General features: G+C 35.0%; 13 protein-coding genes and 1 rRNA gene. 3 read left to right on the forward strand and 11 right to left on the reverse strand.

The annotated features are described in order from the left end of the window. Positions 1-207: ribosomal RNA gene (locus LD272_RS15260) — 16S ribosomal RNA — on the reverse strand; the annotation flags it as partial. A gap of 1,000 nt (positions 208-1,207) precedes the next feature. Between LD272_RS15260 and LD272_RS15265 the strand changes: the two genes are divergently transcribed. Beyond that, a complete protein-coding gene (locus tag LD272_RS15265) occupies positions 1,208-2,347 on the forward strand; it encodes a CAP domain-containing protein (RefSeq protein WP_369413992.1) in 1,140 nt (379 codons plus the stop codon). Between the two features lie 67 nt (positions 2,348-2,414). On the opposite strand, the gene LD272_RS15270 is transcribed toward LD272_RS15265, so the two are convergent. From LD272_RS15270 to LD272_RS15280, 3 genes are all read right to left on the reverse strand, one after another. Beyond that, entirely contained in the window at positions 2,415-3,578 is a 1,164-nt protein-coding gene (locus LD272_RS15270; protein WP_226037489.1) for an iron-containing alcohol dehydrogenase, read from the reverse strand. A gap of 217 nt (positions 3,579-3,795) precedes the next feature. Further along, positions 3,796-4,212, reverse strand: a complete 417-nt coding sequence (locus LD272_RS15275) for a universal stress protein (protein ID WP_226037490.1) — start codon at positions 4,210-4,212, stop codon at positions 3,796-3,798. 45 nt (positions 4,213-4,257) lie between these two features. Next, positions 4,258-5,718, reverse strand: a complete 1,461-nt coding sequence (locus tag LD272_RS15280; protein WP_226037491.1) for a SulP family inorganic anion transporter — start codon at positions 5,716-5,718, stop codon at positions 4,258-4,260. 304 nt (positions 5,719-6,022) lie between these two features. Between LD272_RS15280 and LD272_RS15285 the strand changes: the two genes are divergently transcribed. Beyond that, positions 6,023-6,205 (forward strand): helix-turn-helix domain-containing protein, encoded by a 183-nt coding sequence (locus LD272_RS15285; RefSeq protein WP_226037492.1) that lies wholly within the window; start codon positions 6,023-6,025, stop codon positions 6,203-6,205. A gap of 236 nt (positions 6,206-6,441) precedes the next feature. Here LD272_RS15285 and LD272_RS15290 read toward each other — a convergent pair whose 3' ends face one another. The 3 genes from LD272_RS15290 to LD272_RS15300 all read right to left on the reverse strand — a co-directional run bounded on the left by LD272_RS15290 (position 6,442) and on the right by LD272_RS15300 (position 10,021). Continuing rightward, positions 6,442-6,999: an NADPH-dependent FMN reductase gene (locus LD272_RS15290; protein ID WP_226037493.1), complete on the reverse strand. Its 558-nt coding sequence runs from the start codon at positions 6,997-6,999 to the stop codon at positions 6,442-6,444. A 540-nt stretch (positions 7,000-7,539) separates the two neighbouring features. Then, positions 7,540-9,132 (reverse strand): ATP-binding protein, encoded by a 1,593-nt coding sequence (locus LD272_RS15295; RefSeq protein WP_226037494.1) that lies wholly within the window; start codon positions 9,130-9,132, stop codon positions 7,540-7,542. Between the two features lie 280 nt (positions 9,133-9,412). Next, complete coding sequence (locus LD272_RS15300) at positions 9,413-10,021, reverse strand: vWA domain-containing protein (protein WP_226037495.1); 609 nt, start codon at positions 10,019-10,021, stop codon at positions 9,413-9,415. 86 nt (positions 10,022-10,107) lie between these two features. On the opposite strand from LD272_RS15300, the gene LD272_RS15305 reads away from it, so the two are divergent. After that, entirely contained in the window at positions 10,108-10,605 is a 498-nt protein-coding gene (locus tag LD272_RS15305; RefSeq protein WP_226037496.1) for a hypothetical protein, read from the forward strand. Between the two features lie 202 nt (positions 10,606-10,807). On the opposite strand, the gene LD272_RS15310 is transcribed toward LD272_RS15305, so the two are convergent. From LD272_RS15310 to LD272_RS15325, 4 genes are all read right to left on the reverse strand, one after another. Next, the gene (locus tag LD272_RS15310) at positions 10,808-13,546 is read right to left on the reverse strand and encodes a GTPase domain-containing protein (RefSeq protein WP_226037497.1); all 2,739 of its coding nucleotides are present in this window, start codon (positions 13,544-13,546) and stop codon (positions 10,808-10,810) included. A 603-nt stretch (positions 13,547-14,149) separates the two neighbouring features. Then, positions 14,150-14,347: a hypothetical protein gene (locus LD272_RS15315; protein ID WP_226037498.1), complete on the reverse strand. Its 198-nt coding sequence runs from the start codon at positions 14,345-14,347 to the stop codon at positions 14,150-14,152. Between the two features lie 856 nt (positions 14,348-15,203). After that, a complete protein-coding gene (locus LD272_RS15320; protein WP_226037499.1) occupies positions 15,204-15,725 on the reverse strand; it encodes a GNAT family N-acetyltransferase in 522 nt (173 codons plus the stop codon). Positions 15,726-15,984: 259 nt separating this feature from the next. Beyond that, positions 15,985-16,497: a type 1 glutamine amidotransferase domain-containing protein gene (locus LD272_RS15325; protein WP_226037500.1), complete on the reverse strand. Its 513-nt coding sequence runs from the start codon at positions 16,495-16,497 to the stop codon at positions 15,985-15,987. Between the last annotated feature and the right edge of the window lie 60 nt (positions 16,498-16,557).

A 16,557-nucleotide genomic window follows, 5' to 3' on the forward strand; every position in this document is an offset into this window, starting at 1 on the left:
CAGGAGAAAGTGTTATCCGGTATTAGCTCCGGTTTCCCGGAGTTATCCCAGTCTTACAGGTAGGTTGCCCACGTGTTACTCACCCGTCCGCCGCTCATTCCACAAGTTCACACCCCGAAGGGTGATCACTTGTTTCCTGCGCTCGACTTGCATGTATTAGGCACGCCGCCAGCGTTCGTCCTGAGCCAAGATCAAACTCTCCATAAAGTTTATGAGCTTGATTGCTCGTTCAAAAAACTAGCTTAATTTCTTACTTAACATACTGGTTGTTTCGTTCAGTTTTCAAGGATCAAATTGTTGATGTCTTTGTGCGACAACTTAATTAGTATATCAAATCACATTAATAAAGTCAACAACTTTTTGCGAGGCCAAAACTACTTCGTTTGAGCGACAATGAATAATATACCACACTATGAAACTACAAGTCAAATGTTTTTTTCACTAATAATTTAATAAGTTTGTGTTCGTGTGGTGGATATATAATATAGCACGGATAGATAACTAGTTCAATACCCTACTAATAATCAGTTTTTTCCATTTTTTAATAATAAGGATTTATTTCTTTACACTTTTCTACTATATAATGAAGGAAAATTAAAAGGGTTCAAAAAATCGCTGGTTCCTATTAATGTTTTTCTTTGTTCTCAATCAACCGATCTGTAACATCTAACGTAATAATGTCTAAATCACGATGACAAGACTAGTCCTAATCCTCTATCTGCACCTGTAATATAAACATTCTTTTTCATTTGTATCGACACCTCCAGAAATTTCGAACATAAACATCATCCATATACGTATTCTTGGGTTAGAGCTATAAATCCTTGTTATCCATAAAAAATTGTCGTTTTTTGGTTTATAATAGTTAACTAAACTAGATAACACTCCTGTTCTATCCTCGACTTAATCAACTAACAAAAATATTACACAGTATTTCGCTTTTCAGATAGTATATAATGAAGAAACGGGGAATTGACCTTATATTTCAAAACGATATTATCGACTACTACTCTATAATCATCCTCACTATTTTCAAAATATCGCAAATTAATATCGACTTAAGTTCTCTACCTCCTCCTTTACGTTGTGCTTGGCATCTTATAAAATTGGTAATTAAAAATTAACTCAGATAAACTATTCGTTTGTTTATCTGAGTATAACTTGCTAAAATTAGGATTTATTAAATAAGAATGAGATTGGAGTGTCGATGTTGCCGAAAGTAAGACATATCATTGCTTTATTACTTGTTGCTGGTGCGCTTTGGCATTTTTATGGGGAGACATTCAACCATTCTGGTATCGCGGGCGTCTACGAGGATATTCGCTCAGATGTAAATGGAATAAAAGAGAACCCAAAAGTAATTCGTACAGTTGATTATTTGAATACAGAGATTCAGCTTTTGATTCGTAAGTTGAAAGGAAATATAGAGGATAGTGAAAGTGAACAACCAAATCAAGTTGCGCCCGAAAAACCTCAACTAGATGGTCCAACAGAGCAACCATTTTCTATTCATAATATTGAACTGAATGACAACCGTTCAGATGTAGAACAGCAAGTAGGGCAAGCAAAACGCTCCTCCTTGAATGAATATGGGGTCGATTGGGCTGCTTATCATGAAAACTATCATAATTTTTTGATGGTTGCTTATAATGAACAAGATAAAGTTGTTGGATTATATACAAACCAAGACTTACTTACATCTACAGAAGGGATTAGCTTTAACGATACAAGAGATTCAGTTCTTTCCACATTAAATGAACCTCTTGAATCAATACGGAAGGGATTTGTCAATTATCAAATTCAAAACAATCAAGAGTATGACACGTTCCAAATTAACAAAAATTATGTAACGATATTTTATGATAAACATGAAAATAGTACAGTAACAGCAATTCAAATTATTAGCGATGAACTGGAAAAACAAAAGGAAAATTACTTTGGAGATCCGAGTGATGAACTTAAAGAAGGATTTGAATATCAACTATTTGATCTTACCAATTCCACCAGAGTTAATCACAATCTTTCTACTCTGACGTGGGATGAGTCGGTAAGAGCAACTGCTCGTGATCATAGCACAGACATGGCTGACAACAACTATTTCGGCCATACGAATCTTGAAGGACAGTCCCCTTTTGACCGGATGACGGAGGATAATATTAGCTATCGAATGGCTGGAGAGAATCTTGCAGCAGGGCTTTCAAGTAGCATTTTCGCTCATGAAGGTTTAATGAATTCGCTCGGTCACAGGGAAAGTAAGTTAAAAACAGGTTTTGAATTACTTGCTGTTGGCGTTGCTTTTAATGAAGAATCACAACCATTTTATACAGAAACCTTTTTGACGAAATAGATGGAAAAACGGACAGAACCTTTAAGAAAACCTCGTTGCAAAATTTGCAACCGAGGTTTTCTTACTCTTATTTAGCCAAATTAAATATCTGACGTACGTCATCCTCATACAACTTAACAAAGTTGCCAACTGGGCCCCTTTCTGTTCCTTTGCTAGCCATCTCATCAAAGTGCTTATCATCAATATTTACTTCTTCTAATTTAACTGGCATTCCGATAGATTTGAAAAATTGTTCTGTTTTCTTTATACCTGCTAAAGCCGTTTTCTCTAAATTATTTAGATCAATTTCCACATCCCATACACGATTAGCAAATTGAACAAACCGATTAACATCCTGTTTGTAAACGTACTTCATCCAGGCAGGGAATACAATTGCAAGTCCTGCACCATGTGCAATATCATAAATTCCGCTTATTTCATGTTCAATATCGTGGCTTCCCCAATCTCCGATTCTTCCCGTATTTAGCAGGTCATTATGGGCAATAGTTCCTGACCACATAATTTCTGCGCGTGCATCATAATTCGTCGGATCTTGTATAACTGTATCTGCATTGTTAATAATTGTTCTTAACGTCGCTTCACATAATCGATCTGTTAACTCTACGTTTCTATCATTTGTAAAATACCTCTCTAAAATATGAGAAATCATATCTGTAATGCCACATGCGGTTTGGTAAGCAGGTAATGTATATGAAAGCACTGGATTTAGAATAGCAAACCTAGGCCTAAGTGATATATGACCTGTCGCTCTCTTATAAGACCCTTCTTCATTCGTAATTACACTTCCTGTACTGCTCTCACTACCTGCAGCAGGAATTGTTAACACTACGCCAAGTGGTAAAGAGTCTGTTACAACCGCTTTGCCTGTAAAGAAATCCCAAACATCACCGTCATATTTACAACCAGCAGCAATCGCTTTTGCAGAATCAATAACACTTCCTCCACCTACAGCTAAAATGAAATCGATGTTATTCTTTTTACAAAGTTCTACCCCTTCTCTAACAAGACTAACTCTCGGGTTTGGCTTTACCCCACCTAACTCAAAGATTTCTACACCTTGCTCATGCAATGACTCAACTACTCTGTCATATAGACCGCTATTTTTGATACTTCCTCCTCCATAATGCAAAAGCAGTTTTTTTCCATATGAGATAGATTCTTGCCCTACTACTTGTTCCTGATCTTTACCAAATATAATTTTTGTGTGATTATCAAAAACGAAATCTTGCATTTATTTTCCTCCTTTTTCTATATAATAGTCCCTATAAAAAGCAAAGGCAAACGCTTTCTTTTATATATAAAGAATACTAATTTGTTTTACAACAGTTAAAAAAGGCTAGCATCGAAAAGATTAACATTGCACACCTACTAGTACAATTTTGTGAACGACAACTAATGTCTTTTTAAAAAAAGGAACGACGGATTATAGTAACCCATCGTTCCCTCTATTACTTTACAATTAGAACCGGACAATACACATGCTTGGCCAACTTATGACTTACACTTCCCAGAACCATTGTTTGCAATTTGTTTAAGCCTCTACTGCCAACAACTACACAATCAAAGTCATGTTGGTTTGCATATTCCACGATAGCGGGTCCGGGCTCACCATGTAACATCTGAACATTGTACTCAACCTTAGAATTGTCAAGAAGATCTAGTACCGGTTGTATCTTTTGTTGTCTTTCCTCTTTAACCTTATATTTATCAACATTATGCAGAACATCTTCCTTTGAACTTTTGGCATCCACTACATAAACCGCCTCTATTGTTCCGTTGAACTTTTCAGCTAAATTTATAGCATGTTCAGCTGAACGCTTGGAATGCTCTGATCCATCTGCTGCTAGTAATATTTTTTTAAACAAAATCGTCACCTCCTAGTAGTTTCCTAGATTATATTAATTCAATGATCAATGTCCCGAAGCTTTTGAAAAGCCACCAATCCGTTTTTTCAAATGCTTACTTTCATCATTTAAGCCTGAATAAGTTACATGAATATTATTTTGTTCAAATTTCATTTCAATTTTATCTAAGGCACCTATTGCCGAGTCATCCCACAAATGTGCATTTGATAAATCGATTTCGACCTCTTTAACTGTGTCATTAAAATCAAATTTATCTAGCATATCATTTACAGAAGCAAAAAAGACTTGACCATAAACCTTGTAAATCTTTTTAGATCCTTCTAATGCTGCGATTTGTGTAACTTCCACTTTAGATATTTTAGCTGCAAAGAAGATTGCACTAAGCAATACACCAGCTAATACACCTTTAGATAAGTCGTGCGTTACAACAACAGTTACTACGGTAACAACCATAACCGCTGCATCTGTTCTTGGTAACTTATGAAGGTTTGTTAACGACGACCAGTCAAATGTACCAATTGAAACCATAATCATAACACCAGCTAAGGCGGCCATTGGAATTTGAACAACAACACCACCTAGTACGATGATTAAGAACATTAAAACAACACCAGATACTAGAGATGATAGTCTACCAGTTCCTCCTGATTTTACGTTAATTACGGACTGACCAATCATCGCACAACCCGCCATACCTCCAAAAAATCCTGTTACTACGTTGGCAACACCTTGACCGCGACTTTCTTTATTTTTATTACTTTCTGTATCGGTCATATCATCAACAATGTTCGCTGTTAATAGCGATTCTAGTAAACCAACAATTGCTAGTGCTAATGAATAGGGAAAAATAATCATTAACGTCTCAAAGTTGAAAGGAATTGACGGTATTAAGAAAACTGGTAACTGTTGCGTTAGATTTCCTAAATCACCAACCGTTCGAACACCAAAGTTTGCAAAAATAGCAATAGCTGTAACTACTACAATTGCAACTAACGTAGATGGAATTGCCTTTGTAAATCTAGGTAATATATAAATAATAGCTAATGTTAAACCAACAAGGGCATACATTACCCAACCTTCACCGACAAAGTGTTGAAGCTGTGACGTGAAAATTAATATAGCAAGCGCATTGACAAAGCCAACCATTACAGATCTTGGAACGAACTTCATCACGCTTGATAATTTAAATACACCGAATAAAATTTGTATTATACCTGTTAATATTGTTGCTGCAAATAAATATTGCAATCCATGATCAGCAATTAATGTAATCATAAGTAGTGCCATTGCTCCCGTTGCACCTGATATCATTCCTGGTCTGCCACCAATAAATGCAATAACAATTGCAATACAGAATGAGGCATAAAGACCAACCATTGGGTCTACTCCAGCAATAATAGAGAAAGCAATTGCTTCAGGTATTAAAGCGAGTGCCACAACAATTCCGGATAACACGTCGCCTTTAATGTTACCAAACCAATTTTGTTTTATTGTTTGTAAATTCAATTTTGCACCTCTTTTGTTTGTAGTATAGTAACTTTCGTCTTTCACAAAAGTTCGTCCCGTTTTCAACAAGATGAATCATATCATATTAATATAGGTGTTCAAAACCGCAAGAAAGCGTGAACATCAATTACATTCTCTCATATACTCTATCTTTCTCTTATAAAGTAGTTAAGTTCGGAAAATCCGTAAAACTTTATATTTGAGTATATCTGAATATAACTGATTACGTTTCATTGTTGATTTTTAAAAACGGAAAGTTTTTGTGTTATGATACGTATATGTTATCAGTTTGGGGGCGTCCTTAATGGAAAAGGAAATTATGACTGTTTCACAAGTTGCCGAATATTTACAGTTAAGTGAAATGACAACATATAAATTAGTTCAAGAAGGAAAAATACCTGGTTTTAAAATTGGACGACATTGGAGAATTAAAAAAGAAGACTTAAATGAATTTATTGAACGATTAAAAAATGGTGAACGAATATAACACGAGTATTTAAGTGAAATGAGTGAAACCTTAAAAACAAATAGCTAGTTAATTCAAATAATCGACAGAAAAAAGACTTCCATTTTATATAAATGGAAGTCTTTTTTTGATAGTCTGAGAAATTATATAATGGCTTGCTGTGGATAATAATTAGTAAGTTTGCCACGTCCAACTCTGGCACCTTCGAAATAAGCAATTTGCTTATTTCGAAGGTGCCTACTTTTGTAATTGGTTTATTATCTCACTGTTTTTAATGCTCCGCTCCATGAAAGAAGTTGATCAAGCATTTCATTAGCATTATTTTCATGGTGAACTGCAGGTTTGAATTCACTAAAGTTCTCAAAATCAGTCATTAGCGAGAATGTAACGGCTGTTCGCACATCTGCTACTTGTAATTCACCTAGAATTAAGCGTAGGTTTTCATGTGCACGCGTACCACCTAAGCTACCATAACCAACAAAACCAGCTGCCTTGTTGTTAACTTCTGGATTTAAGTAATCTAAAGCGTTTTTCATTGCGCCGCCTACTGCATGATTATATTCTGGTGCAATGAAAATATAGCCATCGAATGAAGCAATTTTTTCTGACCAAGCTTTTATCGCAGCCTCGGCCTCTTGTTGTCCAGCTTCTGGTACTGCCGCACCTAAAAATGGTAGATTGTAATCAGCAAGATCTACAATCTCATATTCAGCACTATCGTTACGTTTTTCTGCAAAATCCTTGGTCCAGTTTGCAACCGCTTCTCCATTACGCCCTTGACGTACACTTCCTAAAACAATTCCTATTTTCAACATATATATATCCCCTTTAGCAATTTAGTTATTATCTCGAATTCGAGATAATAACTAGTATAAGATATTTTTACAGTCTAGTCTATTATTTTGTTTAGTGAATCTATTTCGTAATTACCTTATGCAGCAATTGTCATCCACACAAAGTTTGGGAACGGTCTATCCCAACTAATGTTAAAAATAGGATAGTATTACAAGGAAATGAGAATAATGGTACAGTTATTGTTAAAGAAGTAACATTTGAAAGTGATGAAAGAGAAGTTGCTGAAGTTTTAACCGTACTTTAACTTATACAGACAATGATGGTAACTTTAGTGATTATATAAAGGAAGTAGTTAAAAATATTATTTCAAAAAAGAAATCTGAGGTCAATTAGAATTATAATAGGGACAAGTGGCCCTGTCCCTCTGCTAAATAATGGAATAAAATAAAAAAATCCTTATAAACACTGATGCCGTACAATTATTACTCGACACTAATTACTATCAGAAATTGACAGTGTTCCGAAATCCCGTTGTCGAACAAGGAACGCCTTTGTTAATTTTATTTAAAGGGTAAAACTAAATGTACTATAGTCCCTTTTCCTTTGTAAGAATCAATTTTGATTTTCCCTTGATGTGCTTTTATAATATCAAAACAGATAGGCAATCCCATTCCAAGTCCACTTTTTTTTGTAGTAAAAAAAGGTGTGCCTAATTTGTTCACTTCCTCTTCTGTCATACCTTCTCCTTCATCCTTGATGGATATATGAACTTCTTTATTACTTGGGTCAGAATTTAATTGAATCCATATATTACCGCCAAGGGGCATCGCTTCAAAAGCATTTTTAATAAAATTAATTAGTACCTGTTTTATTTTAGATTCGTCAATAGTGACTTCTGTAATTGTTGTTGAGGCTTTGAAATGAATCTTAACATTATGAAGATGAGCATTACTGTTCATTAATTCAACTGTTTTGATTATTAGATTATCGACATTACAATCAGTACGTTCAAAATCAGTTGGTTTTCCTAATGAAACAAATTGATTCACTAAACTTTTCATTCTTTCCAACTCTGCTGTTATGATCTCTAAGTATTTATTGTCATGATTATTCTCTTTTAATAACTGGGCGAGGCCTATAATCGAGGTAAGCGGATTACGGATTTCATGTGCCAAACCGGTGCCTAATTTGCCTATTGCAGACAATTTTTCCGACTCTACGACTTTTTGTTGTAGTTCATAGTAATTGGTGATATCTCTGAATTGAGCAAACGCACCAATCATAGTGCCTTTATCAAAAAATGGTAGTACATCCAGATAAATAATTTTAGATTTTTCATTTTCCAAGGAAAGTAAAATTTCGACATTCTCTATCTTTTTTCCAGTTTCAATAACAATTTGAATATATTCTCCTATCTTTCTTATCTGTTCTAGTCCATTATCTATAAACTGTTCTTGTTTAACTCCTAATATTTTTTCCGCACTTGAGTTAAACTCTAACACATTTCCATTATTGTCTGTCATCACTATGCCAACAGGTGTAGAATCAATTAACATTTGATTTAATAAATGAAGGGTGTGATTTTGTTCTTGAAGTTGAATTTCCCTCTCGATTGTATCAACAGCAGACGATAACAAACCGAGATGGAAATGACTAGCAAAATTAACCGGTGTCATAATCGAGACAGTACCAATTAAATTACCATCGGTTGAGGTACGAATAGGAGCGGAATAGCATGCTGCTTTTGATAAGTGATGATAGAAATGATCGTTACCAATCAAGCCAATTGATTCCCCATGCCTTAAGGCTAGAGAGACAGAATTCGTTCCAGCATCTTTCTCATCAAATTTAACCCCTATCGTTATACCAAGTGAGTCTACCATTCCTTTTATGCTGGCATCACCATAAATATCCAAGATATATCCCTCGTTGTCCGTTATAATAATTAACGTCGGGATTCCCTCCATATATTGAATCAGCTTTTGCATAAAGTGCTGAACAACATTCAAAACCTTTTCGTACATTCCTTTTTTAAATTCCAGTTGATCCTTGGTAAGACCTACTTTTAAATAAGGAACTTCGTCAGCATTCAGATTATAAATCAATTCACTTCTTTTTTTAGATTCACGTATGTATGTAGTAAAATCCTTCATAATTCCCCCCCTAAGTACTGTTATCGAAAGTACAATTGATTTTTGACAAATTATCCAAGATAACATTATTTCATAAATACCACCAACAAGGTATCACTTTCATGAAATCACTGATTAGTAATTCAATAGCACCAAAATTATAATAACCCTTATATACAAGGGGCAGGATATGTTTAATAACTGATGTCCGTCTGATGCCATACGTCGAGCCTCTTCGTGCGATAAAACACACAAAGAAGCTCGGGTTTGGGTATTATTTTCAATTAAATCAACTTACTATCTACTTTCTTGTCTTTCCAATCTGTCTTTTCTCTAAAACTACTTCATTCACCATCTCGTACATATCCTCAACACCTTTATTTGAAGCTTCAAAGTTAAAGGCGTGATCTGAACTTATCCCCAAGCTGTCAGCTTCTTGTGCTGCATCCATATTGGCACCGAGAAAAATAAACTCCCAATTATATTTTTCTTGTTGGTGATTGATGAGATGTTTCACTTTTTGATGGGTGAATTCACGACTCGAATTTTCCATTCCGTCCGTTGTAATAACAAAAATAAGTTTTTCAGGTCTTTGTTCGGCTTTTGTATTTGATAGCCTCTGACCTACATCAACAATTGTTTTTCCAACGGCATCAAGTAGTGCTGTACTCCCTCTTACAAAATAATCTTGATCTGTTAATCTTACTTTTTTCGCATCAACAACGTCCCATAATACCTCGTAATCATCATCAAAAAGGACCGCAGACAAAGTTGTTTCTCCGCTTTGTTGGCTCTGTTTTTCAACGAAAGAGTTAAACCCGCCAATAGTATCCATCTCAAGTCCAGACATCGACCCACTTCTGTCAAGCAAGAAAATAATCTCCGTTAAATTTGTATCCAAGCTAATCATCCTCTCCTCGTTTTGCATGGTATAATTGTAGCTGAATAAATAGATGATTTGGTCGCCTGTAAAGGGACAAATTGGAGGAATTTGATATGCTTAATCATCACCTTTTAATGGAACTACAAGAGTACATAGAAGACCACTTAAAATTAGAATCATTTGCATTCAATTTAAATGAGAGTAATTATGATATTCAACAAGAAGTAAAACAGAATGAAATAGATGATTTTATTAAGAACAAACGAAAACCTACACTTAACCAAGTATTATTCAGTTTTATTGACGCGAAAGGAGTTAAAGACTCTGAAGTTTATCGAAAAGCGGGAATCGATCGAAGACATTTTTCAAAGATAAGAACAAAACCAGGCTATCTGCCGAAGAAAAATACGACAATTGCTCTAGCCTTTGCTCTTTGTCTCAATGAAGCAGACACTAATGAACTCTTAGGTGCTGCCGGTTACTCATTGTCTGACAGTGATACCAATGACTTAGTTATTCAGTTCTGTTTAGAAAAAAAAATCTATGATATCGATAAGGTTAATCAAGCACTTGATTATTTTAATCTAAAGCCACTAACTGGACTATTTTAGAACAGATAAAAAATATCTACCACTAAACAATAGAACAATATAAAAAAACCCTAATAAAAAGGCTAATAACAGACACCTTTACTATTAGGGCTTTCTAATTGTAGGCTTGCCTACTATACGAAGTTGAAGTTTCCTTTCACGCTAGTGAAATTGACTGACCAAAGTAGTATTCCGTTTATCTTAATAAGAGGTTTTCTCAGATTTAACGATATTCCTTCATCTGCTCACCCACAGCAGTCATCCACTCATACTGACGAAGCTGTACTTCGAACATAGTAAGCGGATCGCGATAAACTTCAGGATTTTTTCTCATATCATTTAGTGAATCTCTATTCTCTTCAATCTCATCATATGTTTCTGCTAACGTTCTATTTAGCACTTCAATCGGATCCTTGAAAAACATGTTAATATCTCTTTCCAAAGATTTTTCAAATAAATCGAATTGCTGCATGAAGTTGTTTGTAATCAATTCAGCTGTTCCGCTATAGTCTTTATTCTCAATAAATTGCTTATATTTATTATGGAGCATTTCTTTATTTTGCTGCATTGCACCGAACAGCCTGCCTGCACTTTTCATTAAAAATTGGGAAGGGGTGGAACGCATGACGATATTGACTTTGTCTAGCTGAGTATTCCCCCTTGTCATTCGGTCCGCATCACGGCGCCAATCATCAAGCACCCTAAAGTCACAATTTAATGCCAACTTTTCTGCACCGTATAAATCGTTAAAACTCTCGCTCATTTCGTCTAAGTATAATTGGCGTTCCTTAAACGCTCCTTCACTTTCAGCAATCCACGTTTTGATGGCTAAATGAAAGTTAGGCAAAACTTTTGTATCAATATAATTAGTGATCCGCTTATTCATTTCATCGTTAAGATCTACATGCATTCTCCCAAAGTCACTGTCTTCATGAACGATTTCAGAGCAATTTCGAAGCTGTGTCGGTATATTTTCCATCAAATCCTGTCTCAAATCATCTTTAATATTGCTATAGGAATTTTTAATGACTTGAACTTTTTCCTCTTCCATATCGCTCAACTGGTTAAGTGTACCTTTTAATTTTGTGACTATCTCTTCATTCCACTTAATTTTATCAATTAACAATTTCTCCATTTCCACCCGTTCTTCAAGAAGAAACTTTATTGATTCCTTAACAAAGTAAAGAACTTTAGCCGTACGTTCCAGTTCTAAATTATGATTTCTTTTCAACGACTGAACGAACCCAGATAACTCAACTAAGCTACTGTTATCATACGCGGAAAAAGCAAAGACCTTTGCGTCTGGAAAATAGGTACTGATCTTAGCTGTTGTTGTCTCAACTAGTTCCACTTTCTCCTGGCTATTAGCAATTCTATCCATTTTACTTAAGAGAAAATGGATGGTTAACTCTGGTGCTTGTTCTCTGATGTTGACAACCCGATCAAGTTCTTTATCTGTTAGTGGCAATTCAGCATCCAAAACGAACAGTAGGCTGTCTGCAAAATGCAAATAGTGAACCATATCTTTGCTAACTTTACTTCGGTCTGCAAGCCCGGGGATATCCATTAGCTCAAGTTTATTTTCATTTAAAAAAGATATTGGCATCCTACAGTGAATAAGTGCCTGTTCATCTTTTGTACTCTCCCGAAAATCGTCAAGATCATCAATACTTCTAACTTTTTGACCTGTAATAGCTTGAATATTTGCCTCATCAGCATCCTTAAAAAGAACTGCTGCTGAAGTTGATTTATCTAAAAGGTCTTCATCAAGCAACGTGTTAATAAATTCAGATTTTCCATTTGTTGCTGTTCCTGAAACGAGAAGGCGGTAATCATGCATGTCCGGAAGTTCTCTCGCCATGAGTTCGAAGCGTTCATCAAGGAACACCCCTTTTCCCTCTGCCCAATTGATAATTGATTCGAACAGCCTGAACCCATCTTCGGTCCCGTTGTGATAGCGAGAAGATTGACTCACCATACTTTCCGCCTCATTAACCAACGAAGTGTCAAGATTGGACGGGAAAATCTCGTTCCACGCCAGTACAGCTGAAGCAGAAACTAAAGCACCCGAATCTGTAGACAGCTTCAACCAATTTGTTAAATGATTCGGTATTAAATGAGAAACTTCCCTAATTAAAAGTTTTCCATTAATTAATTTAAAGTACGTTTCTTCATATACAAGAGTTAATTCCTCCCATGTAAAAGAACGTTCTGGCTCAATGTTAAGGAGAAGATGGTTGATCTCCTTCAACCAAGAGAAATATAAATCGCTTTGTTTGTAACTGTTCCAAAATGCTACAGTTAGACTTTTAAAAAGAGACTGATCGATACTATATACAGTCATCAATGCTTCACTGAAATAATTTGGATCTACTTTTTGCGTATAGCCTTGCTCCACATATTTTTGTAAAATCCCAAACCATGATGGTGATTCTGTCCGAATTGCCTCTTTAACAGCAAGCTCAACTGCATTTCCAAAGTCCTGGTGTTGCTCAAAGAAAGCTCGCGCCATTTCGGTCACTTCCGAATAATCCGGATTCAAATCAACCGCGTTTTTGATAGAACCCACTGCCATATCAAGCTTGCCGTTCTGTATGTATAATGAGAATAACTGTAACAGCACTTCTGTTTTTAAATCAATCGAGTCAGTTTCTACTTCTTTATAAGCTTCTTCTGCAATTGCAAGCAGCTCCATTTTATAATGGGCATCCGCTATATTTTTCTGTGCCCACGGCCTTAATTCATTTGAGATATTTTCCCATTTAAAAATAGCCGCTTCAAAATCTTTATTCAGAAAATATATCTCTCCCTGAGCAAAACGAATATAAGATAAATAGGTTACTTCGTTTTGTTGCTCATCCATATACAGTTCACCCAGAACCTTAATTGGATGCACATTTTCATTACCTTCCATAAAGGTCTCATAATAGGATTTATTGATTAATTGCTTTTCTAATGTCATCGTGAACCTCCGCAGCGTTTATTTAAAAGTATGATATCTTAGGTAAAAGGAAAACCTGTATTCTCGTAAGAGTTACAAGTATACTAGTTTAAAAACAATATAAGTAACGCAAGCTACACAATTAGCCCTCTATTCTATATTGTAACAAAAGTTATCCTTACAAAATGTTTCATTTAGTTATCATTTCTGATACATTCTTGTATTCTTTTATAGAGGAAATGATAAGTTATTCCTTTGTAAAGAATGGTAGCCTCCTCAATCATAATCTTTATATAGAAGCTTTTCCTAAGACCTCAGGCGGGGTAGGCGCTCGAGCTAGACGACTGAGCATACTATTATATTTATATCAAAAGTAACAAATACAAGCATTTAGACATCTAACTAAAAAAGGTACTGTCAGAGCATTGAACTCTGCAGTTACCTCTTATGTTGGATTATACAATTTAATAGTATCGAAAAGAAATACCAGGAAAAATGAAGAAGGAATTTTATGTAAGTTGTAGAGAAGGTTGACGACTAATACATCGTTTTGTTGTTTACAACAATCTTATAATGTGCAGATTCAGTCTCGGATAACCCAACTGTTTCAAATTCATTTGAACTTTATGTTCTTTTTTTAATTAGTATGTTAAGAACGACTACATTAATACCCGCTATTGCTGCTAGAGCATATGGTATATTGGATAATTGATGAAACTCAAAGCTTCTTAAAATCCACATCAAGACCAAAAGGATTATCATTAGATACAACGCAATTCGCTTAAACGTTTTCAGTTTTTCTGTTTTTTCATTGTTTACCATGGTAATGCTCCTTTATTTAAACTAAGATAATTTCATTTCATCGATAGATTTTACCAGTCGCAGATTATTCTAGTTACGTTAAAATTGTATATTAGCAATTGAATCCTATCAAGTATAGAACTATTTTTTAAAAGAAATCGTTTTATGGCACTTCCGTTAACGATCATTCTTTGATTACATAGATTTACTTCGCAAAAAGAACGTAATTCTTATATAGAACTACGCTCCGACTTGAAATATTGCTTTTTTGCATTCTATATGAACAAGTTAACTATTACCATTAATATCTATAACAGCCATTCCGGGATCAGAATAAATTCGCCCCGTACCTTGTCTACATACAGACAATAAAGCGCATCATTATTCTCACCTAATATCACTCTAATCTCTTTCGGAATAGTTATTGAACCATTCGACGTTATAAATCTCACATTGTCAGTAGTAGATTCGTCTTCCATATGAGTTATAACTATCTGAGATTTCCTTATAAACACAACGACCACATTACCAGAAATATACCCCAATTCTATTCGCCATTTTTTAGGTAGTTTTACTAATCCTGATTGATTAAGACCTTTGCAATTTTTAAGGAAAATCATTTTAACCACCTCTGAATTACCACTACCCACTTTACCTATTTAAACAAACTTATTTCTACAAATATCGACTTCTTCACCAAATTCAAGCGGTTATCAAAAAATTCATTAATTTGATAATTATAAACAGAACACAGGAAAGTTACAGACTAATTTTCCCGCATTCTGTTTAGTTTCATTTTTCCAGAAGACATCATACATTCCAAGAATGAACGAAGTGAAACCTATTTTAATAGAAATATAATCCAGATGAATGATCATCACAGATACTTTTCCATTCGAATGTCAGTCCACATTTCACCTTGCCAAAAGGTAAAATTATCAATTCTACCAATTTCCTTGTAACCTAGACTTTGATAGAGTTTATGCGCTTGTTTGTTAAATTCAAACACACCTAGTTCAATGCGGTCAAAACCCTGCCTCTTTATCTGACCCTCCAAATATTGAATTGCTGCATATCCAACACCTTTACCCCTTGCCTCAGACTCACCAATTGTGATACCTATCCAAGCGGTCCCAGGCTTTTTGTGATAGAGATGACTTGGATCGATCATATAATTCATTTCACCTATCACCTGGTCATTCAAATATATTAAGTAGATAGAATGACTTTTCAGACGTTTTGTTAACTCATCTAGAGTTAATTTATTCCCACTTCCAAGTTCTGACTTGTTTTGGTTAGGTCTTGTAAAAGGAATTAAAGTAGGGTCGTTTTCCCAACGACTTATCACCTCTACAAGGCTTTGTGTCGGTTCAGTTAGTTGTACAAAATGAGTAGTCATGATGTGCTCCTCTCTACTATATGTCTATTAAAACTTTCAAATCAGTTGGATTCTACTTTCCTTTTCTATTATAGTTGAACACAGGTTATATTACCTTCTAAACCACATTTACAATTATATTTAAAAAAGAGGCCACTTACAGACATTTGTCCATAAAATAGAAAGAATCGCCAAATAAAATATACTCGGCGATTCTAAAAACATATTCTCTTGAAGGTATTGTACTCCATTGCTAACAAAGACGAGGCAGTGGTATCTATTAGCCCATCAGTTTAAGCGACTCTTCAATAAATGGAGGAATATCATCTGGTTGTCGACTCGTGACCAATTGATTTTTGCAGACAACAACTTCTTGATCTAAAACGTTTGCTCCAGCATAAGCTAAATCCGTTTGAATTGATTTAAAACCTGTTACCGTACGGCCCTCTAAAGTCTTTGCTGTTAGTAATAATTGAGGTCCATGACAAATAGCAAATACAGGTTTTTCGGTCTCCATGAAATGCTTAGCAAAGTTTACAAATCGATCATCTGCACGAAGCTGATCAGGTGAAAATCCACCTGGGATAAATAATGCATCGAATTGTTCTGGTTTTACATTCTCAATGCCCTCATCAATTGTAACAGTAGATTTCCCTTGTTTTCCCGTCACTTGTTTTCCTCGTTCTTTTTCTATTGTAATGACATCATGTCCTATTTCCTTAAACGATTGAGCCGGTTCAGTAAATTCAACATCCTCAAAATAATCAGTTATTAAAGTAGCAATTTTAGCCATGCTATCACTCCCTTTATATATTCTAAAAATCACCTCTATAGTTTAGGTTTACCACGTGTA

The sequence above is a fragment of the Aquibacillus saliphilus genome, assembly GCF_020404745.1.
Taxonomy (GTDB): Bacteria; Bacillota; Bacilli; order Bacillales; family Amphibacillaceae; genus Aquibacillus; species Aquibacillus saliphilus.